Raw genomic sequence first — 24,192 nt, forward strand, 5'->3', positions numbered from 1 at the left:
ATCAGCCAGAAGTTCACCTGCGTCCGAACGCAGTCGTACCGTACAAATCGGTCGCTGCTGTAATGGCTGCAGCTCAACGTCTGGGTGTGACCAAAATCGGTATGGTCGGCAACGAGCAGTTCTTGAAGTGATCTGTACATTTAATGTGATTTGAGCACTTCAATGTTTAAGTCTTGATGTATGATAGAAAATTGGCAGGGTAACCCCTGCCTTTTTTCATATTTGCAGAGATCTGTGCTTTCTCTTTTGGGAAATCTGCACGATTTTTGAGTTTATTTAATTTATTGATTGAGAGATCAACATATGAAGCAACTTCGCTTGTCTCGTATCGCTGTATTGGTTGCAGCGATTGGTTTTGCTGCCGCGCCAGAATTAACTAATATTGCTGCCAATACTGCCCACGCAGATGAAGCAATGCGCCCTGAAATTGGTCGTATTGTCCAGGCTTCCAGTGAGTTGTATAAGGCGAAAAAGTACAAAGACGCTTTATCAAAAATCCATGAAGCTGATAGCGTTAGCGGTAAGACGGTGAATGAGAATTTCACGATAGAACGTATGCGTTTGTCGATTGCATCTGCTGCGGGTGACAATGACGCGGTGATACGTTCAGCTGAAGCGATTGTAGCTGCTGCGAAGTTGCCATCCAAAGAGCAATTGCAAATGATTCAGGTTTTGGCGAATGCTTACTATAAAGCAGGCAATTATTCCAAAGCGGCTTCTACCTACAACCGTTATTTTGCTGAAGGCGGTACCGATCAGTCTTTGCGTCCATACATGATTCAAGCAATGAATCAAGGTGGCGATAGTTCTAAAGCTTTAAAAGAAGTCATGGCCGATATGGCCGCTGATGAAAAAGCTGGTCGTGCGCCAAGCTTGTCGAATCTCGAGTTCTATGCCAATGCGGCATTGAAACAAAAAGATATGGCTGGCTATTCCAGTGCGCTGGAAAAAATGATTACCTACTACAACAAAAAAGAATACTGGGTTAACCTGCTCAATAATATCGAGCGCAAACCTGGCTACTCTGAACGTTTGAAATTGGATTTGTATCGTTTGAAAATCGCGCTCGGTCAAGTGACCAAAACGTCTGATTTTATGGATTCTTCTTTGATGGCCATTCAAGCCGGTTTCCCAGCTGAAGCCAGCAAAATAATCGACGCTGGTTACAAGGCTGGTGCCTTGGGTGCTGGTGCTGATGCAGAGCGTCACAAGCGTTTGCGCGATATGGCGACCAAAGCTCAGGCGGAAGCCGATAAGGGCTTGGCGGCAGCTCAGGCTGATGCGCAGCAAAGCAAAGATGGTACAGGCTTATTGAACATTGGTTATGCTAATGTTACTGCTGGTAAGTTTGACCAAGGTCTGGCGATGATGGAAGAGGGCATCAAGAAAGATAGCCTGAAGCACGTTGATGACGCGAAGTTACACTTAGGTATTGCGCAATTGCAAGCTGGTAAAAAAGCAGCTGCGATCAAAACTTTGAAAACAGTCCAAGGCAATGATGGTACTGCAGATCTGGCTCGCTACTGGATTATTTATGCTAACCAATCTGGTAAGTAATTGATTCGATAGTTGAATCTGGGCGGAGGGCAACCCGCTGGGCAAAAAAAAGGGAGGCAATTTAATTGCCTCCCTTTTTTATATCATCTTAATTATTTTAGCCGTGACGTTTTTTTGTCGTCTTCGCGTGCGCAACGATTGTATGGGAATTGCGCATCGTCGCTTGTGCTCTGACTGCTGGTTTACCGTGTGACGCCACTGTTGTACGGGCGGCTTTATTAAAAACGGGCACCTGTAAATGCAAGGTTTGGCCCGTCGTGACGGAATCGTGTTTTAAATTATTCCAGCTACGTACGTCGGCAATGCTGACCTGATATCGTTTGGCAATCGAGTTCAAATTATCTCGCTTACCGACTTTATAGGTAATTTGTCGCGTGGTAACTGACTTTTCAATCACCAACTGTGCTTTGTCTGCCAATTCCGGGGCAATATCTTTATCTTCGTTCTTGTCAGATTTTGGAACCAGAATCGTTGATCCTGCTTTTACCAGCATCTTTGCTGGGATCAGGTTCACGTCTCGCAATAACTCTGGTTTAACACCTATGCGGGATGCCAGGTTTTCGATTTTTTCAGTTTTTTGTACTGAAAGTGTTGACCAACTCGATAATGGACCTTGCCACTTGCTTAAATTCTCTTTGAATAGTGTTGCATTATCGGTAGGTAATAAAATTTTGGTGTTACTACTGCCAGTAATTACTGGACGATTAAATTGCGGATTTAACGCGTTAAATTCGTCCAGAGACAGTTCAGCCAGTTGTGCCGCAACCCGGACATCGATATCACGTGTTTTATCGACACTGACAAAATACGGCTGATTTTCAAGCTTTGGTAAAGCGAGATTGAACTGTTCAGGATGGGCAATAATATTTTTGACTGCTTGCAGCTTAGGCAAATAGTTTCGAGTTTCCGGCGGCATCAATGCCGACATACTGTCGAAATCAACTGGTAAACCTAAGGCTTGCTGCTTTTTAATCGCACGCTGTACCGAACCTTCTCCCCAGTTGTAGGCAGCGAGCGCCAGCTGCCAGTCGCCGAACATGCCATGCAGACGTTCGAGATAGTTCAATGCTGCGTCGGTAGAATCAAGGACACCGCGGCGTTCATCCTTAAACATATTTTGTTTAAGATTAAAATCCTTACCGGTTGCCGCCATGAACTGCCACATACCAGTCGCTTTGGTGGTCGAAATTGCTTGCGGATTAAATGCGGATTCAATGAAAGGTAGTAATGCCAATTCAGTTGGCATCCCACGTTTCTCCAACTCTTCAACCACGTGGTACAAATAGCGTGATCCTCGTTGAACTGTGCGGAGGATGTACTCGGTGCGTGTGCTGTACCATGTGACCTGATTATTGACGAGCTTATTATCCAGATCAGGTATAGCGTAACCGGCACGTACTCGTTCCCACAAATCGCTTTCTTTGCTGTTATAGGTGAAATTAGGGATTTCAGTCGGTGTATGAGCAGAAAGATCGGCAGGGGAGTTTTGGAAGCCTTTGCTATCATTAAATACAGGCGTTTTGGTGAGGGCGACAATGGATTGCGTATCCGCGTAACTGTGTTGCGGTAGCGTCCATATCAGAAGTGCGGACACAACGGCAAGATGAACAGAGGGGCGTAATCGTTTCATAGGCAGGACCAGGGGCTCATCGACCAGCGTCGAGATAGAATGCAAGATCGTGAGAGTGTACGCATTTGGTAAAGCTCACGTCAAGGAAAATGTCAGTTTAATGACTAGAGTGTGTGCACAAAAAAACAGCAAACTGGTGCAGGTTTGAACCAGCGCGAACGTGTTTGCTGGTTCAGAACTAGCTGATATCGGTTCGTGGCTAGTTTCCACTTGTTGCTTTATTCGCTGTCTGGGTGCAGGTTGAATTGCAATGCTGCGAGCGTCGCATAAACCCCGCCCTGTTCGACCAATGAATTATGCGTGCCGGTTTCAACAATTTTCCCTTGGTCCATAACGATGATCCTATCCGCTCGTTGGACTGTTGCCAATCGGTGGGCGATGATGAGGGTCGTCCGGTCGCGCATGGCAACTTCTAATGCACCTTGCACCAGACGCTCCGATTCTGCATCCAAAGCGCTGGTCGCTTCGTCGAGTAGTAATAGAGGCGGATTTTTCAATAACGCCCGCGCAATAGCGATGCGCTGGCGTTGACCGCCAGACAGACGAACACCACGTTCGCCCAGGAAAGATTGGTAGCCTTCCGGAAGTTTTTCGATAAACTCATGTGCAGCGGCCATTTTGGCGGCGGCAATGACTTCCGCATCGCTCGCATTCGCTCTGCCGTAACGTATGTTTTCCATGGCATTAGCGGAAAATATAATGGTTTCCTGCGGAACGACGCCTACCGCATCGCGTAAATCATGCAAGGTCAGTTCACGGATATTGATGCCATTGAGTTCAATAAAGCCTTGCTGCGGATCATAAAAGCGCAGCAGTAACTGAAATAATGTGGTTTTTCCTGCGCCCGACGAACCGACAATTGCCACCGTTTCACCGGCAGCGACCTGTAGTGAAAGATGGGATATCGCTTGCGTGTTGGGACGTGATGGGTAGTGAAAACCGATGTCATTTAAACTCAGCGTGGCACCAGTTTGAATTTTAAACGCGTTCTGTGGTAGCGATTTTGGCGATGCAGGATTTTGTATCGGTGACTCGACCGCCATTAAATCAAGTAATCGTTCAGTTGCACCTGCTGCGCGTTGGGCATCACCCATGACTTCGGATAGGGCGCCTAAAGCACCAGCCACTAAGGATGCATATAAAATAAATTGACCCAGTTCGCCGCCACTCATGCTGCCTTGTAGCACCGCATGCGCGCCCAGCCATAAGACAAACACGATAGAACCAAATACCAGCAGGATGGCGATCATAGTCAACAGTGATCGAGCACGGATTCTGCGCATGGCAGTTTGAAAGGCGTTTTCTACCGAACCAGAAAATCGATCGGCTTCGATATGTTCATGTGTGAACGCCTGCACCGTTGGCATGGCATTTAAAATTTCTCCTGCGATAGCAGAAGCATCGGCGATTTTATCTTGTGAATCGCGTGATAGTTTGCGCACCTTGCGGCCAAATATCACGATAGGAAGCACCACCAAAGCTAGCATCACAATGATGATGGAACTCAGTTTGATACTGGTGACGAATAGCATCACCAGTCCGCCAATAAACAGTAAGATATTGCGTAACGCCATAGAAATACTGGTACCCACGACGGTTTGTATGAGCGTCGTATCGGTAGTCAGGCGAGACAATACTTCTCCAGTTTGCGTAGTTTCAAAAAATTCCGGACTTTGCGTAACAACATGAGAATAGACCTTGCTGCGAATGTCTGCGGTAACGCGTTCACCGAGCCAGGACACCATGTAAAAACGTGCTGCCGTAGAGATGCCTAACACTGTAGCGACGCCAAACAAGGCAAGAAACGTCAGGTCAACATGTTTGATGCTATGGTCACCCGTACCGCCAAACCCCATGTCTATCATTTGTTTAAATGCCGCTGGGATGGCTAAGGTAGCGCATGCTGCGACGACAAGCGCAATTCCTGCCACAAAAAAGCGTGCACGATAGGGGCGTAGAAAAGGAAGTAAGCCTTTCAACGTGCTCAGGCTGCTGCGCTGACTTGCCGGGGAAGAGTTAGGTGTGCTCATGCAATTGTATGTAGTAGTACAGGGTGGGAGTATGCGCCAGATACTCGAGTATATTTGAGTGGGCGTGGATGCCAAATTTCAGTTGTGTCTCTGTCGCAGTGACACGCTAGTTGATGGTCATCTGTATTATTTCAAGAGCTCATTATCGCTTGGCTTGCCATGTAACGTAGTGCAACAACGAAATTTTCATTTTTTATAATTTCTATATCCTGGTTGAAATTTTTTATTGGGGCGTAAGTCATCTGAGGAAATCGATATAAACATGTCGTCGATGTTATGCAGTCTGAAATGATTGCTGCAAATGTGGCACTTTCACTAAAGTGCAACGTTGTCTGTTGATTTTTGTCACGAAGTTCATGCTACATCGATTTCTGTGTGCAGGGAAATTATTGTTAAGTGTAGAATCTTTATACTCCCTTAACCTAAAATTAAAAGCGGAAAGCCTGACAATGAGACGACTTCTGAAGCGAAGTGCGCTGGTACTGCTGGCACTACTTGTTTTAATGTTTATTGCATTAGGGTGGTATTTGCACACCAAAAGGGTGCAGCGCGACGGGAGTGCCTTACTGGTGGGGCTGTCTGTCAATGTGCAGGTCAGTTATGACGAACGTGGTGTGCCACATATTCAGGCGCAAAATGAAGCCGATTTGTATCGTGCTTTGGGTTATGTGCATGCGCAGGATCGCTTGTTTCAAATGGAAATGGTGCGGCGCCTCGCGCGTGGCGAGCTAGCGGAAATTCTCGGCCCGAAGTTGCTTGATATGGACCGCTTATTCCGTACCCTGGGTTTGCGCGCATTTGCCGACGCGTACACAGCAAAGCTGGATAAAAATTCTCCATCCACGAAAGCGTTGACGGCCTATCTGGATGGCATTAATCAGTTCCAGGCAACGCACCCAGCGCCGTTGGAATTTGATCTCTTACATATCCCAAAACGTCCATTTACAATTGAAGACACTATTGCTGTCTCGGGTTATATGGCGTATAGCTTTGCGGCGGCATTTCGGACTGAGCCTGCATTAACGGCGATTCGCGATAAGCTAGGTGCTGACTATTTAAAGGTGTTTGATCTGGACTGGCATCCTTCAGGTGTGACGCAAACCGTACCCGCGCTCGCGCAGCACGAATGGATGCAACTCGATAAGATTGCGCAATTGAGTCAGGCAGGCATAGAACAACTGGCGATTCCGCAACTAGAAGGTAGTAATGCCTGGGTTGTTTCTGGCAAACATACTGCAAGCGGAAAGCCTTTGTTGGCGGGCGATCCTCACATCGCGTATTCGGCGCCAGCTGTCTGGTATGAGGCACAGTTGTCGTCCCCGGGCTTTGAATTGTATGGTCATTTTCAGGTTCTGAATCCTATGGCCTTGTTGGGGCATAACCAGCAATTTGGCTGGAGTCTGACGATGTTTCAAAACGATGATATCGATCTGGTGGCAGAAAAAATCAATCCGCAAAATCCAAATCAGGTCATGTTTCATGATCAATGGGTGGAACTGACCAGCAGAGAAGAAACGATTCAGGTTAAGGGAGCCGCCCCAGTCAAACTGGTGTTGCGCAAGTCGCCGCATGGGTTGATCATCACCGATGCATTTAAAGACAATTACGGAGACGCACCGATTGCGATGTGGTGGACTTTTCTGGAGGCAGACAATCCAGTGCTAGACGCTTTTTATCAGCTAAATCGTGCGGATACCCTGGAAAAAGCGCGGACAGCAGCGAGTAAAATTGGCGCTCCGGGTCTGAATGTAGTGTGGGCAAATGCCAAGGGCGATATTGCCTGGTGGGCGGCAGCCAAGCTGGTAAAGCGACCAGCAAATATTAACCCAAGTTTTATTCTTGACGGTTCCACCGCTGACGCAGATAAAACGGCATTTTATGATTTTGCCGATAACCCGCATGAAGAGAATCCGGCGCGTGGTTACATCGTTTCAGCGAATTTTCAGCCAGTGTCGCCAAGTGGTATTGCTATTCCAGGTTATTACAATTTATACGACCGCGGACAAAGGCTCGATCACTTACTCAGCCAGCCTGGTGTGAAATGGGACGCCAAAAACAGTCAGGCATTGCAGCTTGATGTTCAAACAAATTATGCAGCGCGCGTATTACGCCCCTTGCTACCGATATTAAATCAGGTATTGGTTACGCCGGAAGATAAGCGTCTTCTGGACAGTCTGAGCAAATGGGATGGAAATTTTCAAACAAAAAGCATTGCTCCAACTTTGTTTAGTCAATTGATTTATCAGATTGCGCATAACGCGATGGCTGAAAAAGTGGGGGCAACGCAATTTCAGAACTTATTGAGAACGCGTGCACTGGACTTTGCCGTACCACGTTTGCTCGATGACCCACATTCGCCATGGTGGGGTAAAACAGCTAATGTCAATATGGATGCGCGTCAAACAATGGTGTTGGCAGCATGGAATGATAGTCTTGCCCATTTGCGCTCAACCTTAGGTGGGGATAGCTCGCAATGGTTATGGGGACATGCGCATACCCTGACGCATCGTCATCCTTTGGGGCAGCAACAACCTTTGGATAAGCTGTTTAATATCGGGCCATTTGTTGTTCCGGGTGGTCGAGAAGTTCCGAATAACTTGTCTGGCCCCATCGGGCCTGCCCCTTGGAATGTGGCATATGGGCCATCGACACGCCGTTTGATTGATTTTGCAGATAGCAGTAAAGCGCTGGGCATTAATCCGGTCGGGCAGAGTGGTGTGTTGTTTGATGTCCACTACAATGATCAGGCTGAAATGTTTGCGAATGGCAACTATGTAAATGAGCATACAGATAGTGCTGATGTGCAAGCGCATGCACGAGAGCATTTGGTGTTGCAATCTCATTAAATATGATTATCTTAAAACTAATTTAAACCGGCTTTCAGCAATTATTTGGTTTTGAATATATCCAAGCTCATGCAAGCCTTATATAATCGCGCTACTTGATCGGGAGAGAGTAGTTTGAATTTAATCGGTTTTTGTTGGAGAACCACTTAAAAGTAAAACTGCCGCCGAAGGGGCTAATACCCAAAAACTCTCAGGCAAAAGGACCGATCAACGGGGTGGTTAAATACTCCCCACACTCTGGAGAGTGGTAGCGGCACATGCGCCGGACTACCCACCGAAGGTGCGCACGAGCTGGCAATCAGATCGCAAAGGTCGATTGCTCTCGTAATCTCTCAGGTACCAGGACAGAGGGGTATGCGATTTTCGCATGCGATGGACGACGTCCATCAGCGTGTGTTTGTTCGTCCCTTCTATTTTGGTAATGAGGTTCACATGACGCAAGCGACACCACTCAAGGCAACTCCTCTCAACGCAGCCCATCGTTCGGCTGGCGCAAAAATGGTCGATTTTGGCGGTTGGGATATGCCAGTCAACTACGGTTCCCAAATCGAAGAACACCACGCGGTGCGCACTGATTGCGGTATGTTTGACGTCTCCCATATGTGCGTCGTTGATCTTCGTGGCGACAATGTCCGCAGTTTTTTGCGCGGTCTGGTTGCTAACAACGTCGATAAATTACAAGTTCCAGGTAAAGCGCTGTATTCATGCATGCTCAAACCTGAAGGTACTGTGATTGACGACTTGATTATTTATTTCTTCAGTGAAAACTGGTTCCGCTTGGTTGTCAACGCCGGTACCGCCGAAAAAGACGTGGCATGGATGAATGCCCGTAACGTCGAAACCAACAGTGGCCTGACCATTACCCAACGCCGCGATGGCGCCAATGCGTTTGCATTGGTTGCTGTTCAAGGTCCAAATGCACGTGCCAAAGCGTGGGAAGTGTTACCAGAAACCAAAGCTGCTAGTGCAGAAATCAAACCATTCAATGCTGTGATCGTGGAGAACACCTCTTTTGGTGAAGTCATGGTGGCACGTACTGGATACACCGGCGAAGACGGTTTTGAAATCGCTGTCCCTGCCGATCGTGTGACTGACTTATGGAATGCCTTAGTTGCGGTGGGCGTGAAGCCAGCCGGTCTCGGTGCCCGCGATACCTTGCGCTTAGAGGCTGGTATGAACCTCTACGGTCAGGACATGGATGAAACTGTCAATCCTCTCGATGCTGGTCTGGCATGGACCATCGATTTGGTCAGCGAACGAGATTTCGTAGGCAAAAAAGCGTTGCAAGAACAAGGTCAAAAAGCACAATTCCTTGGTTTGATTCTGCGCGAAAAAGGCGGCATATTGCGCGCTCATCAGCAAATCATTACTGCCCACGGTGATGGTGAAATCACCAGTGGTACTTTTAGCCCAAGCATGCAGCAGGCGATTGCCTTAGCACGTTTGCCTATGGGCGTTGCGATTGGTGACACCGTTCAGGTCGTTATCCGTGACAAACAATTAGCGGCAACCGTTGTAAAGCTGCCGTTTGTGCGTAATGGCAAAGTACTCGTTGCCTGAGTCCGTATCGAATACAAAATCAACACAATTTATTTACAATTTAATTATTTGGAGCCCACCATGAATGTCCCAGCAGAATTGAAATACACATCCTCCCACGAATGGGTACGCGTTGAAGCAGACGGTACAATCGCCGTTGGTATTACTGAGTTCGCGCAAGATGCGTTGGGTGATATCGTTTTTGTTGACTTGCCAAAAGTTGGTTCTGCTTTGACTGCAGGTAAAGACTGCGCAGTGGTGGAATCCGTTAAAGCAGCAGGCGATATCTATGCACCAGTGTCTGGTGAAGTTGTTGCAGTGAACGATGCTGTGACCGACGCGCCTGAGTCCATCAATACCGATGCATTCTCTGCCTGGTTGTTTAAATTGAAGCCAACCAACATCGCTGATGTTGATGCTTTGATGAATGCTGAAGCTTACGCAAAAAATATCGGCTAATTTATTCTGATAGCAGACTGGCGGCGCGGCCGCCAGTCTGCTTTTGTCCGTGCCGCTTTCTTATCTCCTCGGTATTTCCAATTCTGCCCAAATCATGACTCGTCCTTCATTACATCAACTGGAAGCACAAGATGCTTTCATCGCTCGCCATATTGCGCCATCCGATGCTGAACAAGCAAAAATGCTGGAAGTGCTTGGCTACTCCAACCGTACCGCATTGATCGATGCGATTGTGCCGGCGAATATTCGTCGCCACGACGTGTTGCCATTGGCAAGTTTTACTGCACCAAAATCTGAGCAAGCTGCTTTAGCGCAGTTGAAAGAATTGGCAGGTAAAAACCGCGTCCTGAAATCTTTCATTGGTCAAGGTTATTACAATACTTACACGCCAGGCGTAGTGTTGCGTAATGTGTTTGAAAACCCAGCGTGGTACACAGCATACACACCGTACCAACCAGAAATTTCTCAAGGCCGTCTCGAAGCGATTCTGAATTTCCAAACCATGATCACAGATCTGACTGGTATGGATATCGCGAATGCGTCGATGTTGGATGAAGGTACTGCGGCAGCAGAAGCAATGACCTTGTTGCAGCGCGTTGGCAAATCCAGCTCTAACGTGTTTTATGTTGCGGCAGACGTCTTACCGCAAACACTCGAAGTGATTGCTACACGCGCAAAACCTTTGGGTATCGAAGTTCGCACCTGCCACGGTACAGATGCTTTGAATAACGAATGCTTTGGCGTCTTATTGCAATACCCAGGCGTTGATGGCGAAATTCGCGATTATCGTGAATACGCAGCAGCGATTCACGCTAAAGGCGGCATGGTGATTGCTGCGGCAGATTTGCTGGCATTGACTTTGATCACGCCACCAGGCGAATGGGGTGCTGACGTGGTTGTTGGTAACAGCCAGCGTTTTGGTGTGCCGCTTGGTTTTGGTGGCCCACACGCAGGTTATATGTCCACACGCGATGCGTTCAAGCGTAGTATGCCAGGCCGTTTGGTTGGCGTGACGATTGATGCGCAAGGCAAACAAGCTTATCGTCTGGCTTTGCAAACACGTGAGCAACATATCCGCCGTGAAAAAGCGACCTCCAATATTTGTACAGCACAAGTGTTGTTAGCAGTGATTGCTTCCATGTACGCTGTGTATCACGGTCCAAAAGGCTTGCGTCAGATCGCTCAACGTGTACAACGCTACACTGGCATGTTGGCTGCTGGCTTGCAAGAGATCGGCCTGACACTGGCGAATAGCACATACTTTGATACCCTGACAGTCAATGTTGCTGATGCGGCAGCTGTCCATGCAGCGGCGGTAGCAAAGGGCTACAATTTACGTCAAATCAGCGCTACACAAGTTGGTGTGTCCTTCGACGAAACTGTGAGTCGTGATGACGTAGCGAATATCTGGACTATCTTTGCCTTGGGTAAAGCTGCACCAGACTTCAATACAGTCGAAGCAAAAGTCAGCAATGGTGCGGATACGATCCCAGCATCCTTGATCCGCAGCAGCGAATTCCTGACACATCCAACGTTCAATCGTTATCACGCCGAACATGAAATGTTGCGTTATTTGCGTAGCCTGTCCGATAAAGATCTGGCGTTGGATCGCAGCATGATTCCGCTCGGCTCTTGCACCATGAAACTCAACGCAACCAGCGAAATGATCCCAGTGACCTGGCCAGAGTTCTCCAATATCCATCCGTTTGCACCAAACGATCAGACTGTTGGTTATCGCGAGATGATCGATCAGTTGGAAGCGATGTTGTGCGCGGCGACTGGTTACGCAGCTGTTTCTCTGCAACCAAATGCAGGTTCACAAGGTGAATACGCCGGTTTGTTAGTCATTCAGGCCTACCACGCGTCTCGTGGTGAATCACATCGTAATATCTGCCTGATTCCATCTTCCGCACATGGAACTAATCCAGCATCTGCCGCGATGGTTGGTATGGAAGTTGTTGTGGTTGCATGTGATGAGCGCGGTAACGTTGATCTGATGGATTTGCAAGCGAAAGCTGAAAAACACAGTGCTAATCTGGCAGCAGTGATGGTGACCTATCCTTCAACACATGGCGTGTTTGAAGAAGGTATCCAGCAATTGTGCGAAATCGTGCATAGCCACGGTGGTCAGGTCTACGTTGACGGTGCGAATATGAACGCGCTGGTTGGCGTTGCAGCGCCGGGTCATTTTGGTGGTGACGTCAGTCACTTGAACTTGCACAAAACTTTCTGTATTCCTCACGGTGGTGGCGGTCCAGGTGTTGGTCCAGTCGCTGTTGGTGCGCACTTGGCAAAATTCTTGCCTAACCAAAAATCGACCGGCTATTTGCGTGGTGAAGCAGGTATCTCCGCTGTGAGTGCCGCACCGTTTGGTTCTGCCAGTATTTTGCCTATTTCATGGATGTATATCGCCATGATGGGTGCTGAAGGCTTGAAAGCAGCGACAGAGACGGCGATTCTGGCCGCGAACTACATTGCTAAACGCCTGGCGCCACATTATCCAGTGCTGTATTCAGGCCATGATGGTCTGGTTGCGCATGAGTGCATTCTGGACCTGCGTCCATTGACCGATGCAACAGGCATCAGCAATGAAGACGTGGCAAAACGTCTGATCGACTTTGGTTTCCATGCGCCAACCATGAGCTTCCCAGTGCCTGGTACGCTGATGATAGAACCAACAGAAAGTGAATCCTTAGCTGAGTTGGATCGTTTCATTGATGCGATGATTGCCATTCGTGAAGAAATCGCTAAAGTCGCAAGCGGTGAATTTGATGCGAAAAACAATCCGCTCAAACATGCACCGCATACAATCGAAACCTTGATCTCTGGCGAATGGGATCGTCCATACAGCCGTGAAGCGGGCGCCTACCCAGTGGCAACTTTGCGTCATCAGAAGTATTGGGCACCAGTTGGACGTGCTGATAACGTCTACGGTGATCGCAACTTGTTCTGCTCTTGCGTACCATTGTCTGACTATCAGTAATGTGAATTAGCCTGAAATGCAGCCTGAAGAAATTCAGCCTGAATTTCTTCAGGCTGATCGAATGCAGGCCGATGAAGTAAAAACGCGTAACACTCAAATTGAAGTGTTACGCGTTTTTTATTGGCTTTTAATTTTTGCTGACGATCGCTGAAATCCAACAAAAATTTAAGGTAAGTGGAATATTTGCGCTGCTATTTATAGAGCAACCTGATTCCGCCCGCCATCCTTGGCTCTGTAAAGCGCCGTATCTGCTGCGGTCATCAATTGCGCGCTATCCATGCCTGGTTCCAACGTTGCTACCCCAAATGAACCCGTGATGTGCGGGAGCGGTTTGCGATTATCTAAAAATACTCTTGTCTTGCTGAGTTTGGTACAAAGCCTTTGGGCAACCCCAATTGCGGCTTTTTGTGCAGTACCCGGCAGGATTACCATCATTTCTTCTCCACCATAACGCGCGGCAAAATCGGTGGGCCGTAAGCCAGCATTTAAGACCTTCGCTGCTGTTTGTAAGGCGTCATCGCCTAAGAGGTGGCCGTGTTCATCATTGAAGCGCTTAAAGTGATCCAGATCGACCATAATGATGCTGAGGGCGTTGCCAGTCGCATGGGCATTCTCTATCAGGCCGGGCAACTGTGCGTTCAACCAGGCGCGGTTATGCAAGCCTGTGAGTCCGTCGACCATCGAAAGCTGGCGATAAAATTCACCGACTTTCTGGCGGCTGCGAATCTGCGCGTTGGCAGCACGGATACGGAATGATAATAATTGCAATAGGTTTCGTGCTACGCCATTGAGTTCATCGATCAGGCGCCATAAGATGTCCGCCTCGATGACCAGCAGCTCACTATCGGATAGCGCAGAAATGGTGGCGGAGTGAATTTCTTCATCTAAAACTGAAATTTCACCGACACATTCGCCTGGCAAATATTGGGTGATGGAGTTTTCAATGTGATTATTGTCTTCATTGAGTTTGGTGATTCCAAGGGCGCCATGTAGCACAATGAATAGCCTGGATCCTGAGCTATTGGCGTCGAGAACGACTTGTCCCTTACACGCTTTGACGACGGGGCAATCTTTAATAATGTCGTGACTTAAAGCCAGATTTTCTTGATCAAGATCGCGAAATAAGTGGATGTCTTCAATTCGATATTCTGCATTTTTGAAATACATCAGTTGTTCCAAAATTGTTTTATCCAGATACATGAGTCAACTTGCGTTCAAATGAAAATTTGGTTTAAAGCTTCAAAGCGCATTTCCGTTTCTTTGAAAATAGCAATGTATTCGGCTTCGTTAAGCCCTAGCGTATCCCAAGCGTGCGCGGACAGCAAGGGGACGAGCTCATTTTCTTGTTGAGCCAGATCCAGAGCATGGACAATCACGTTTGCAACATGCACAACCGAGGCAAGTGCGTTAATGCCAGGGATATCAGGATTATGATGTCCTTTGATTGCGTCTTGTACCGCATCCGAAAAATTCCATAGGTGTGCCAGAACAACGCCCGCTTCGATGTGATCAACCTCCAGAATATGCCGCTCTGCGTCCAGTAATTCACATTTGTTTTGATTTCTGTAACGGATCACTTCTGCATATTCGGCCGGGCAATGTGTCACTAACACCAGACGCCCGATGTCATGCAATAGACCTGCCGTGAAAGCAAAATCATGCTTCATATGCAGTGCCCTTGAAATCAATTCAGCGCAGTTGGCTGTCGCTATCCCATGACGCCAAAATGCCCGAAAGTCAAATCCAGGGCAGTTTGTAACCGGGAAGCGGTTGACCATAATCGTCAGCCGGATCAGATTTTTGATATTTTGAACGCCAAGCATCGCCGTGGCCTGTTGTATCGTTACCACGCGTGAATTGACGCCAAAATGCGATGAATTGGCAAGTTTCAGGACTTTAGCGGTGATAGCCTGATCCATCGCGATTTTTTCGCTAATTGACTCTAAGCTGCTTTCATCGTCGTCAAGTTCAGTCAATAGCTCTTGCGCGACCTCGGGAAGGGTAGGTAAGTCTTTGAGGTGTTTAACAATCGATTCCAGATGTGCGTGGGTTTCCTCTTGATGGGTCATAGTGTTTCCCCCTCGCGGTAATGAATCAGGTATTGTTTTAAAGTATTAGCTGGTTCCTGATCTGGCTGTAAGCGAAATAGATAGGCGATGCGACCTAATTTAAGTTGCCGTTCAGCTTCGACTTCTTGTTCATTAACAGCCTCTTTTTCGATGCAAAGCTGTTGCACATGATGATGTGCGAGCGATTTGAGCATACTGGCAGTCAGCGTGACCCCGGCGGGTAGCAGAACGTGACCCACTTTATCTAGCAGGTCATCAGCGAGCACCATGCCCTCAGTAACTTTAGCCAGCACCAAATATTGACTGTGTTTGCTCATAGCGAATCTATTCCTCAGAGTAGTGTCCGGGTCACCAAAGCCATACTTAGGCATTGAATCAGCAATTCAAATATCGCACGAGAATGCCATGTAGAGACATAGTGCCTCAAGTCATTAGCAACAGGTAATTATTAAGCAATACAATATCGAAAATAGTAATATTGGTAGCAATTTATTAACAAAGCGAAAAACCACAGCTTGGTTTCATTAGTCTTAAACTGATTACCGTTAGGCTTATACTACACCCAGCATAAAATTCTTTCTTGGAAATGCATAGAAATATGATGCATTTTTATAAATATTGTGGCGCATTTTATTCACTCCTCTCTTTGTTCACTTATTGATGCATTCCGCTAAAAATTTTTTACTTCATCGCCCTCGCTTGCTGATATCGTTTTCACTCGCATTTATCAGCGTGTTCTTTTTGCCAGCTGCATGGCTCTGGACTACCAGGGCTCTGTTTGCCTGGAATCTTGCGGTCTGGGCGTATTTGTTGTTGATGGCATGGTTAATGATGCGGGCGAATCATCATCGGGTCAAAGCAATGGCTATACGTGAGGACAAAAGTGCTGTGACCGTATTGGCGCTGATTTCTTTGTCTGCGATGATCAGTGTCGGTGCGATTGTGGTTGAGTTGTCCGGGACAAAAGATCTAAGTGCAGAGGTGCGTGCCATGAAATATTTGTTCACAGGCATGACAGTGCTGGGGTCCTGGTTGTTAGTCGCAGTGGTTTTTTGCTTTCATTACGCCTTATTGTTTTACCGATCACCAGAGTCGCGCCGTGCCTTGCGTTTTCCGGATGATGAACAAAAGCCCGATTATTGGGACTTCTTGTATTTTTCTTTTACCATTGCGGTTGCAGCGCAGACTTCGGATGTCGCGGTGACATCGCATAGCGCACGTAAAACAGTGTTAGTGCAATCGGTACTCAGTTTTTTCTTTAACGTGGCGGTATTAGGGTTTTCTATCAATATTGCAGCGAGTCTGGTGGGTAATTAAGCTGATCTAATTTTTGCTTTTTGCGTCAACGTTGAATGACCGGTTTCCAAAACTAAAAATGCCACTCAGTGGCATTTTTTTTGGTGACATGAAGCGCTGTGCTACGCAAAAGAAAAACGCTTACTTTGGCACAATATTCGTCCGATACACTGGGTATTGTTGATATTCCTGATCCCAGGATGAATGACGGCGGGCGAAAAATTCGAGTCGTGCAGCAGGGTTTTTGGCAAAGTCTTTATCGTCTTTTAATTTCTTTTCAAATGCCTGTTTTAATGCTGGATTAGCAGCTAGCTGTTCCCGAGCAACATCTTCGGCGACATACGCTTCCATGAATTCTTTTTTCTCGAAGTTATTATTGAAATAGCCCCAGCTAACCAAGGAATCTGGTGATGCAGGCTCAAACATCGCTGCAACCAATGCCGCTTTGGGCTGCGCTGCTGGAACAAATAACGCGCCCTTTACAAAGTTATGTTGTGCATCCACCCAATTGCCTTGTAATTTCAATGTTTGATGGCTTTCAAACGAGTCTGGTGAAATCGTCGCGCTCGCCGTGTTGAAGCGCTCAACAGCAACATCGTTCAAAGCTGCATTTTGCGCTTCAAACTGAATGCCATGGGCACGCAATTTTTCCACCACAAACTTGGCATAGGCAGGAGGGATCAGGTAGCCGCCTTTGGGTAAATTAATCATTGTGTCAGGTACCACCTCATCGCGCAGTTTGACTTTCCAGATCTGAGGTTTAGTTTCGTCGTAGCGCGTCATCAACGCGCCGGAAATGTCCGATGGTTTTCTGGTGTACGCGTAACCGCGAAAATCAATCATCTGAAATTGATCAGTCGTCTTATAGGTCAATGGAATAGTCTGACCTGCTAAATTCGCAGAGCGCATGTCCGCTTCCAGGCTTTGTTTGCGCCAATCTGCACCATTTTTTGCGACTTGATCGAGTACCGAAATTATCGTGTTTCTGGTGATTTTTACCCGCGTTGCGTAATCTTTCCAGGAATGTGTTTCAACTAAGATGCCAAAACGGTTTCTCAATTGAAAATAGCCATGCGAGAGACGCGGTGACGCAACGCCGTCTGCAAAACCTGACATAGGATCATCTTCTTTTTCAAATGCCATGTAGAACGGAAGTGGCAACGATCCTTGTGCAGACAAATCAGCGATGACATTTTGTTGGAAAGTTTTTCCAGATTGTTGGAGTACCTTATCACCAGCATGAGATGGTTCTATCTGAATCGAAATATCATGCTCAAATTTGGCGCCGTCTGTGACGTGCAAATCGACGACGACCAATGGATCCCATTGATTAATAAGTCTGAGCATGGCCTGCATTTCAGGTGTATCGGCTTTGACATAGTCGCGATTTAAATTGAAATTTTGTGCCGTTGTACGCCAACCCATCTCTTCTGGGCCGCGTTGATTCGGGCGATTCCATTTGGCAAAGCGCTCATGCCCGTCAACATTAAAAACCGGGATAAAGATGAGGACTTGTTTGTCGAGCGCATTTTTTGCTGCAGTATTGTTTAGTGCTTCTCTTAGTGCCAGAAAACCCGCATCCTTACCATCGATTTCTCCTGCGTGAATGCCGCCTTGTATCAGCGTCACCGGAACTTGTTTATCCTTTGCCAGATAGGGCACAAAAATGTTAGTGCGCGTCGCAATGATCGCCATCATAGGACGGCCTTCTGCTGAGCGGCCAATTTCCTGACAACGTACCATTTTTGGATAATTTTTTTGGAAATTACGGCAAAGGTTTTCTACTTCTTCGTAACGACCGGTTTTTTGAAATCCTGATTGTTCGGCAGTAGTGCTGAGATTTTCCAGGGCAAAAGTCGAATTGCTTGAGATAGTAAGTGCAAAAGCAAAGGTTGAAGCAAGAGTGACAGGACGACGTTTTATCATTTTTGCGAGTGTAAGATGTGGTTCGGACAAAGCTTCGGAAATGAACCGACTATCTTACACTATGCGTAGATGATGAAATATGTCCTATTGTGCGGTTTGATCAGAAATGCGCTGCTGCCACCAATGGGCTTTATTGATCAACTCGTCCTGATCCATGCGCGTTAAACCACGATTGAACATCAGACATTGTCCATGTACCCAGACGTGACTGACCTGATCGCGACTGGCCGCGTAGACAATTTGAGAAACCGGATCAAACAAGGGTTGGGTTTCAATGTCGCTCAGATCGATGGCGATCAGGTCGGCGAACTTGCCTGGAATCAGGCTGCCAATTTCTTTATCGAGCCCCAATGCCTTGGCGCCGTTTAATGTTGCCATTTTCAATGCAGCATGTGCACCCAATGCCGTTGGGTTATTGGATTGCGCTTTCGCGAGCAAAGCCGCCATGCGCAAATCGCCCATCAGATCAAGCTTATTATTGCTGGCCGCACCGTCGGTGCCGATGCCCACATTCACACCAGCCATTTGCATTGCATGAACTGGTGCAAAACCGGAAGCAAGTTTTAAATTACTGGCTGGGTTATGGGCAATATGCACTCCGGTTTGTGCCAGCGTAACGATTTCTTCATCGTTCGCATGCACCATATGCGCGGCGATCAATTTGTTACTCAATAACCCGAGATTGTGCAGGCGTTTAAGCGGTCTTACGCCATATTGTTTCAGACTATCGGTAATTTCTTGCGCAGTCTCATGAATGTGGCAGTGGATCCCCATCTCATGTTGCTCTGATAGAGCAATGATTTTACGGAAGGTTTCGTCTGCGACCGTGTAAGGTGCATGCGGCGCGAGTCTGAAATAAATACCTTGCTGATGTTCAAATTCTGATTTTGCAGCAATTCCCTTGGTCAGATATTCATCAGCATTTTGCGCATATCCCGTAGGAAACTCAAGTACGCTACAGCCAACGATGGTACGCATGCCGCTATGTATGCCCGCACGCGCGACGGCGTCATTATGGAAATACATGTCATTCACAGTCGTCGTGCCGCCACGTATCATTTCTGCCATTGCATAGACTGTGCCGTCAAAAACAAACTCGTCATTGACATGTTTTTTCTCTGCTGGCCAGATATGCTCATTGAGCCATTCCATTAATGCCAGGTCATCCGCAAGACCGCGCAACAGGCTCATTGCTGAATGTGCGTGCAGATTAATAAACCCTGGTAGCAGGGCATGTTTATCGAGATTGATGTGATTTGCAGTTGGGTAAATCTGTCTTGCCTCAGATTCTGGCAAAATAGCGATGATTTTCTCATCTTCCATGACCAATGAGTGTTTTAACAGAACGGTCGTGTCTGGCTCTATTGGTAACAAATAGGCGGGATGAAGGCAGGTAATTTGTGTCATAGCAGTCCTCATGGTGAACTTGCATTATATCTGTCGAATTTAAGTTCGTTCAATTTACAAAGAACGCTCAAATAAAATGATTAACTTCAATTAATACGGAGAGCATATGGAACTAACTTTTGCAGCACCATTAGCGCCGGTGATTCCGGTTGCTGGATCGGACGCATTGTTTCCTGTGCATAGAATTTATTGCGTGGGACGCAACTATGCCGAACATGCAAAAGAAATGGGCGGCACGGGGCGGGAAGCACCCTTCTTTTTCATGAAACCAGCCGATGCCATATTGGCTGTTGCCTCTGGTACAACGGGCAAGATGCCTTACCCACCGATGACGAAGAATTTGCATCACGAAGTTGAGCTGGTGGTCGCTATCGGAAAAAGTGGGCGTGACATCGCTGTGGCCGATGCTGCGCAGTATATTTGGGGTTATGCGGTCGGTCTGGATATGACCCGACGCGATTTGCAATCGGAAGCGAAGCAGCAGGGGCGACCATGGTGTACAGGTAAGGGTTTTGATTATTCAGCACCGATTGGTCCTCTCGTTCCGGTGGCAGAGTTGAGTAAAGTTGAATCTGCAGCGATTCATTTAGACGTCAATGGTGTTGCGCGTCAGCACAGTGAGATCCATAAAATGATCTGGAATGTTTCTGAGGTTATCGCTCAACTGTCTCAGTTTTATACTCTGCAACCTGGCGACTTGATCTTTACTGGTACGCCGGAGGGTGTGGCTGCGGTTGTTCGTGGCGACGTACTGGAAGCCGATATAGACGGTTTAGAATCGTTGAAAGTGGAAATTATCTGATTCCGGCGAGCGCAAAAAACTTTGCGTGGTATTTAATGTAATGATAACGCGTAACATTAGAATGAATAAAATTTGTAAGGGACATCATGAAACTGTATAGCTACTTTAGAAGTTCAGCATCTTACCGTGTGCGCATTGCACTCAATTTAAAAGGTTTGGATTACGAACAAACGGCAATTCATTTGGTGAAGAATGGCGGAGAGCAACTGTCTGAGGCTTTTAAAGCCCTGAATCCAGAAGCCCTGGTGCCAGCATTTGTCGCCGAATACGAAGGGGAAAGTAGGGTTCTGACGCAGTCTATGGCAATCATTGAGTACCTCGATGAAGTGTACCCGCAACATCCTTTATTGCCTGCCAATCCGCTTTCGCGTGCTGAAGCCCGTGCATTTGCGTTGGCTATCGCTTGCGAAATTCATCCGATTAATAATTTGCGGGTCTTAAAGTATCTGACCAATACTCTCGGTGTGACCGATGAACAGAAAAACACATGGTACCGTCATTGGTGCGAAACAGGTTTGGCGACTTTGGAGCAGACCTTATTAAAGATTGGAAAAGCTGGGAAGTATTGCTTTGGAGATACGCCAGGATTTGCGGATTGTTTTTTAGTCCCACAAATTGCCAATGCGCAACGCTTTAATTGTGATTTGTCGGCCTTGCCGACGTTGATGCAGATTAATCAAAATTGCCTTGAACATCCTGCTTTCGTAAGCGCGATGCCAGCCAATCAGCCAGACGCAGAGTAAATTCAGGGGCGTAAAAAACAAACCCGATGATTGACGTCAAAAGTCAATCATCGGGTTACTTATTAAAGGTTAGTTGGCTAAACCTGGATTTTTGTCTGGTCCAGCGAGAGTATCGTTCAAAACAGAAATCAACAATGAGCGGGTTAGCTTTGATTTGGTCGTATATCCATCGATCGCTAACTGATGGCTCACTTGTTCTTCAGGTGCATAGCCAGGCTGACCCGTGCGTAAGACGATGCGCAAGTCTGCTTTGTGCAATTCATCCCGTATCACTTGTACCAGCTTCAAACCTGCATCAACCGTTTCCATCACGACGTCTAATAAGATGAGCGCCAGATCAGGGTGCTCAATGATGATACCTTTTGCTTCTTTTGCAGAATAAGCGTGTAAAAATTCTAGCGGTCTACCATGAATGCGAACGCCGCTGAGTGCAAGTAAGGTTGTTTCATGTACATTGGCATCATCATCGGTAATCAGAATTTTCCAGGGATGAAGATTTGCTCTTGGAGCAAAATTTTGATTGTCTTCTTCAAGAAAATCAATGATGTCATCTGCATTTGATGCAGAAGATCCTCCATCATGGTTGAAGCAACTCAAGAATACCGAGTTTGCAGAATGTATGCGTGCGCTCGAATTTTGCTTCGCATTTACAGCAACAATGTTGCTCATTAATAAGCCGGGCGCTCTACTGTGTTCATGTTTCATCAGTGTTCCCCCTAACGCTTTCGATTGCATACTTCTTGATCTTTATCTTATGTTAAGACGCAGGCTTATTCAAGTTTGAAGCCCAAATTTTATTTAAAAAAATAGCATCAAAATCAATTTTAAACCTAATTTTGATTTTTCACAGTCGTAATTATGATCATATCCAGAAATTTGCTTTTTTATTGACTAATTCCTTAAAACGTCGAGTTTTTGCAAAATATAACAATCAATAACAAGAAATCATTACCTATGTAACAGATTTGCGAGTTTAATGATTTTTCTTTGCTTATGTGCCGTCATTTTTAGAAAATGAACAAGGTGAAACTAATTACTTTTCGCGCGGCATTGATTGGGTAAAAAATCCGCTGCGATCGTTGTTTTATCTTCCCCCAAGACCGTCATTTGTGCCGGAACTGGCGCACTTGCACATATCCAACTCACTGGAACAAGGTGGGTGCCTTCTACCACTGCAGGTCTTAACGAGAGTATCTTACCTTTGATTGCATTGTTGGCCTGATTACCAAAAGTGATGTTGACGACACCGTTTTCTACGTTGACTGCACTGATGTAACTACTGACGATTTTCTCCGCTGGAGGCAGATTTGCTTCAGTGTTATTGGCAGGGAAGGGGAGTGCAGCCAACCAGGCGGCTTCGGTTGGTTTCTTTGCTAGATCGGCTAATGGCAGTGCCAGTGTGATTTGATTGCGCACGATTCTGTATAAAAACGAGGGCATAGCAATACTGGCGAGTATCGCCATAACTGCGATAACCGCTAACATTTCTATCAATGTAAAGCCATTATGTTTTTTCATAGGCTGAGAATATGACGAATATGCAGACAATATAATTGAAATGCGCAATAGTTGCGCCCCCATTTTAATGCATAGAAAATAGAACATCGTCGTCAACAACGAACGAGTGCAATGCAAGTTAGCATGACACCAGCGATACTTTGACCGATAATGCGGCATTCAAAAAAAACGAAAATTATGATGAGTGAGACGTTAACAATATGGGGGTTTAGTACAAGTTGGCTGGAGCTTGTTTCATTCTTGCTGTCTGTCATCACCGTCGCATTAACTATACGCCAGATCCATTGGGGCTGGTTGTTTTCTATCGTTTCTTCCGGTTTGTATGCTGCTGTGTTTTTTGATGCCAAACTTTACGGCGATATGGGCTTGCAGTTCGTATTCATTCTGGTTTCGATGTGGGGATGGTGGCAGTGGTGGCGAGGGATTGATGGAGAAACTCCTTTACACGTGGCGCGTCTGACCTGGCAACATAAGATCACTTCAGTTTTTTTCTGGTTGCTATCCTTTGCAGCCTTGGTATGGTTTCTGAAGACATTTACCGATACCGATGTGCCTTATGCGGACGGGTTTCTCACAGCAGGAAGTTTATTGGGTCAATTTTTATTGTCGCGTAAAAAGCTGGAAAACTGGATAGTCTGGATCATTGTCGATATTTTATATGTCGGTTTATATGTGTTTAAAAATTTGCAGCTGACTGCTTTATTGTATGCGGTGTTTGTTGTGATGGCCGTCATGGGCTTACGTTCCTGGAGTAAAGCATGTCAAAAATAACTAAAAATTTATCGACTGACTTATCATTAAAGCGGGTGCAAAAAATCGCGATACTCGGCGCTGAATCTTCAGGCAAGTCCGCGTTGGCGGAGGCGCTGGCTGCGCATTACAAAACGCTGTGGGTGCCAGAATATTTGCGTGAATTTGTCGAAGTGCAAGCACGCGTGCCAAATTCCGATGAGCAATTGCTGATCGCCATGACGCAAGTGCGACGCGAAGAGCAAGCGATGGTCGATGCGCGTGAATGGTTGTTTTGCGATACGACACCATTAATGACTGAGATATATAGCAAGCATTATTTTGACGAGGCGGAACCAGATTTAGTCGATTTATCGTCGACCCACGCAGAGCAATACGCATTCACATTGGTGACTGCTCTTGATTTTCCATGGATGCCGGACGGCCTGCAACGCGAGTCGCCAGCGGTCAGGCAGATGATTCATGAGCAGTTGTTGGAGATCTTAGAAGAGCGTGAAATTCCGCATATGTTAATTGAGGGAAGCCTGAAAGATCGTGTGCAGCAGGTGGAGTTTGCTTTATCGTTTTTGATGCAATGATCGGTGAAGTTAGTGTGCACTTATTGCGATTTTACGCACCATTTGTGATTTGATAATTG

Annotated in this window: 21 protein-coding genes and 2 riboswitches; of the genes, 12 read left to right on the forward strand and 9 right to left on the reverse strand. The window is 46.7% G+C overall.

What is annotated here, in order from left to right; genetic code table 11:
• Together ACO0KY_RS04845 and ACO0KY_RS04850 are read left to right on the forward strand one after the other, a co-directional pair.
• Positions 1 to 131, forward strand: a 131-nt coding sequence (locus ACO0KY_RS04845) for an ExbD/TolR family protein (protein ID WP_423044866.1), incomplete at its 5' end; no start/stop codon positions are given.
• Positions 132 to 303: 172 nt separating this feature from the next.
• Entirely contained in the window at positions 304 to 1,557 is a 1,254-nt protein-coding gene (locus ACO0KY_RS04850; protein WP_423044677.1) for a hypothetical protein, read from the forward strand.
• Between the two features lie 97 nt (positions 1,558 to 1,654).
• Here ACO0KY_RS04850 and ACO0KY_RS04855 read toward each other — a convergent pair whose 3' ends face one another.
• Positions 1,655 to 3,187 (reverse strand): transglycosylase SLT domain-containing protein, encoded by a 1,533-nt coding sequence (locus ACO0KY_RS04855; protein ID WP_423044678.1) that lies wholly within the window; start codon positions 3,185 to 3,187, stop codon positions 1,655 to 1,657.
• A gap of 218 nt (positions 3,188 to 3,405) precedes the next feature.
• On the reverse strand, positions 3,406 to 5,217 hold the full coding sequence (locus ACO0KY_RS04860) for an ABC transporter transmembrane domain-containing protein (protein WP_423044679.1): 1,812 nt from the start codon (positions 5,215 to 5,217) through the stop codon (positions 3,406 to 3,408).
• A gap of 449 nt (positions 5,218 to 5,666) precedes the next feature.
• Between ACO0KY_RS04860 and ACO0KY_RS04865 the strand changes: the two genes are divergently transcribed.
• The 5 genes from ACO0KY_RS04865 (at position 5,667) to ACO0KY_RS04885 (ending at position 13,195) form a co-directional block, all read left to right on the forward strand.
• Positions 5,667 to 8,063 (forward strand): penicillin acylase family protein, encoded by a 2,397-nt coding sequence (locus ACO0KY_RS04865; protein ID WP_423044680.1) that lies wholly within the window; start codon positions 5,667 to 5,669, stop codon positions 8,061 to 8,063.
• Positions 8,064 to 8,154: 91 nt separating this feature from the next.
• Positions 8,155 to 8,279, forward strand: a riboswitch (glycine riboswitch).
• 11 nt (positions 8,280 to 8,290) lie between these two features.
• Positions 8,291 to 8,421: riboswitch (glycine riboswitch) on the forward strand.
• A gap of 74 nt (positions 8,422 to 8,495) precedes the next feature.
• Positions 8,496 to 9,623 carry a glycine cleavage system aminomethyltransferase GcvT gene (gcvT, locus tag ACO0KY_RS04870; RefSeq protein ID WP_423044867.1) on the forward strand — a complete coding sequence of 376 codons (1,128 nt, stop codon included), beginning with the start codon at positions 8,496 to 8,498 and terminating at the stop codon, positions 9,621 to 9,623.
• Between the two features lie 60 nt (positions 9,624 to 9,683).
• Complete coding sequence (gene gcvH / locus ACO0KY_RS04875; protein WP_423044681.1) at positions 9,684 to 10,061, forward strand: glycine cleavage system protein GcvH; 378 nt, start codon at positions 9,684 to 9,686, stop codon at positions 10,059 to 10,061.
• Positions 10,062 to 10,155: 94 nt separating this feature from the next.
• The gene (gene gcvP / locus ACO0KY_RS04880; protein WP_423044682.1) at positions 10,156 to 13,044 is read left to right on the forward strand and encodes an aminomethyl-transferring glycine dehydrogenase; all 2,889 of its coding nucleotides are present in this window, start codon (positions 10,156 to 10,158) and stop codon (positions 13,042 to 13,044) included.
• A gap of 16 nt (positions 13,045 to 13,060) precedes the next feature.
• On the forward strand, positions 13,061 to 13,195 hold the full coding sequence (locus tag ACO0KY_RS04885; RefSeq protein WP_423044683.1) for a hypothetical protein: 135 nt from the start codon (positions 13,061 to 13,063) through the stop codon (positions 13,193 to 13,195).
• Positions 13,196 to 13,239: 44 nt separating this feature from the next.
• Here ACO0KY_RS04885 and ACO0KY_RS04890 read toward each other — a convergent pair whose 3' ends face one another.
• Genes ACO0KY_RS04890 through ACO0KY_RS04900 form a run of 3 tightly spaced genes read right to left on the reverse strand, consistent with a single transcriptional unit; the run spans position 13,240 to position 15,430 of the window.
• Positions 13,240 to 14,211, reverse strand: a complete 972-nt coding sequence (locus ACO0KY_RS04890; RefSeq protein WP_423044684.1) for a diguanylate cyclase — start codon at positions 14,209 to 14,211, stop codon at positions 13,240 to 13,242.
• Between the two features lie 47 nt (positions 14,212 to 14,258).
• Positions 14,259 to 15,113, reverse strand: a complete 855-nt coding sequence (locus tag ACO0KY_RS04895; protein WP_423044685.1) for an HDOD domain-containing protein — start codon at positions 15,111 to 15,113, stop codon at positions 14,259 to 14,261.
• Complete coding sequence (locus ACO0KY_RS04900) at positions 15,110 to 15,430, reverse strand: hypothetical protein (protein WP_423044686.1); 321 nt, start codon at positions 15,428 to 15,430, stop codon at positions 15,110 to 15,112. Before ACO0KY_RS04900 ends, ACO0KY_RS04895 begins: the two co-directional genes overlap by 4 nt.
• Before the next feature lie 343 nt (positions 15,431 to 15,773).
• Here ACO0KY_RS04900 and ACO0KY_RS04905 point away from each other — a divergent pair, with 343 nt between their 5' ends.
• A complete protein-coding gene (locus ACO0KY_RS04905) occupies positions 15,774 to 16,430 on the forward strand; it encodes a DUF1345 domain-containing protein (protein WP_423044687.1) in 657 nt (218 codons plus the stop codon).
• Positions 16,431 to 16,550: 120 nt separating this feature from the next.
• Here the strand turns inward: ACO0KY_RS04905 and ACO0KY_RS04910 are convergent, their stop codons facing one another.
• Positions 16,551 to 18,335 carry a M14 family metallopeptidase gene (locus tag ACO0KY_RS04910; RefSeq protein WP_423044688.1) on the reverse strand — a complete coding sequence of 595 codons (1,785 nt, stop codon included), beginning with the start codon at positions 18,333 to 18,335 and terminating at the stop codon, positions 16,551 to 16,553.
• An 84-nt stretch (positions 18,336 to 18,419) separates the two neighbouring features.
• On the reverse strand, positions 18,420 to 19,742 hold the full coding sequence (locus tag ACO0KY_RS04915) for a TRZ/ATZ family hydrolase (RefSeq protein WP_423044689.1): 1,323 nt from the start codon (positions 19,740 to 19,742) through the stop codon (positions 18,420 to 18,422).
• 106 nt (positions 19,743 to 19,848) lie between these two features.
• On the opposite strand from ACO0KY_RS04915, the gene ACO0KY_RS04920 reads away from it, so the two are divergent.
• Complete coding sequence (locus tag ACO0KY_RS04920; RefSeq protein ID WP_423044690.1) at positions 19,849 to 20,544, forward strand: fumarylacetoacetate hydrolase family protein; 696 nt, start codon at positions 19,849 to 19,851, stop codon at positions 20,542 to 20,544.
• 86 nt (positions 20,545 to 20,630) lie between these two features.
• On the forward strand, positions 20,631 to 21,287 hold the full coding sequence (gene maiA / locus ACO0KY_RS04925; protein ID WP_423044691.1) for a maleylacetoacetate isomerase: 657 nt from the start codon (positions 20,631 to 20,633) through the stop codon (positions 21,285 to 21,287).
• 69 nt (positions 21,288 to 21,356) lie between these two features.
• Here maiA and ACO0KY_RS04930 read toward each other — a convergent pair whose 3' ends face one another.
• Positions 21,357 to 21,992, reverse strand: a complete 636-nt coding sequence (locus tag ACO0KY_RS04930) for a hypothetical protein (protein ID WP_423044692.1) — start codon at positions 21,990 to 21,992, stop codon at positions 21,357 to 21,359.
• Positions 21,993 to 22,316: 324 nt separating this feature from the next.
• Complete coding sequence (locus ACO0KY_RS04935; protein ID WP_423044693.1) at positions 22,317 to 22,805, reverse strand: pilin; 489 nt, start codon at positions 22,803 to 22,805, stop codon at positions 22,317 to 22,319.
• A gap of 180 nt (positions 22,806 to 22,985) precedes the next feature.
• Between ACO0KY_RS04935 and pnuC the strand changes: the two genes are divergently transcribed.
• Both pnuC and ACO0KY_RS04945 read left to right on the forward strand, forming a co-directional pair.
• A complete protein-coding gene (gene pnuC / locus ACO0KY_RS04940) occupies positions 22,986 to 23,576 on the forward strand; it encodes a nicotinamide riboside transporter PnuC (protein ID WP_423044694.1) in 591 nt (196 codons plus the stop codon).
• Entirely contained in the window at positions 23,564 to 24,133 is a 570-nt protein-coding gene (locus tag ACO0KY_RS04945; RefSeq protein ID WP_423044695.1) for an AAA family ATPase, read from the forward strand. Before pnuC ends, ACO0KY_RS04945 begins: the two co-directional genes overlap by 13 nt.
• Positions 24,134 to 24,192 lie beyond the last annotated feature (59 nt).

Source organism: Undibacterium sp. Dicai25W, from assembly GCF_049340505.1.
GTDB lineage: Bacteria > Pseudomonadota > Gammaproteobacteria > Burkholderiales > Burkholderiaceae_D > Undibacterium > Undibacterium jejuense.